This window comes from Vibrio sp. 10N.222.48.A3 (assembly GCF_041475345.1).
In the GTDB taxonomy this organism is placed as follows: Bacteria; Pseudomonadota; Gammaproteobacteria; order Enterobacterales; family Vibrionaceae; genus Vibrio; species Vibrio tasmaniensis_A.
In genome coordinates, this window is the sequence record NZ_JBFRVX010001793.1 from 1 (window position 1) to 562 (window position 562).

A 562-nucleotide genomic window follows, 5' to 3' on the forward strand; every position below is an offset into this window, starting at 1 on the left:
CAGTTATGTTTTAGTGAAATTTCCTAGAGGTAAGACTGTAAATGCCAGTGCGTTATTTTCGAAAGAGCATCAATTAAAGCAATCACTTGTTATGAAAGATGGGGTGATTCTAGCCCTATTTCTATTGTCGAGCGCAATATCGTTAGTTTATGTTTATTTTGCTTGGCCGATAAAGCGATCTAAAACACTATTTATGACGTGCTATATAGTGCTGTTTTCTATGTTTTATATTTACAAGTTTGGGTTTTTATGGGATGGGTATGATGATAAAGGAACCTACGTTATAAATTTTTTTAGAAGCGACTATTGGTTCGTTTCTTATTCTTTATCTTTAGTTTGTGTATATTTAATGCTTGTTTTTTCAAGTTGCGATAGAATAAATACAAAGCACTTACTGATTTGTTCTTCATTTGTGTTTCTACAGTTCTTTTCAGTTTATATAAACTTTGATGTCATTGTTGGGTTTTTAATTAGCACTATCCTTGCAGCCGTTGTTATAGCATTTTGTTTGATATCAAAAGAAGTTAATAATAAAGTTCAAATAATAATTAGCTATCTTTCG

General features: G+C 30.8%; 1 pseudogene. It reads left to right on the plus strand.

Going from position 1 to position 562, the window contains the following annotated elements:
* Window positions 1-562, plus strand: a pseudogene (locus AB4653_RS28940) (GGDEF-domain containing protein); the annotation flags it as partial.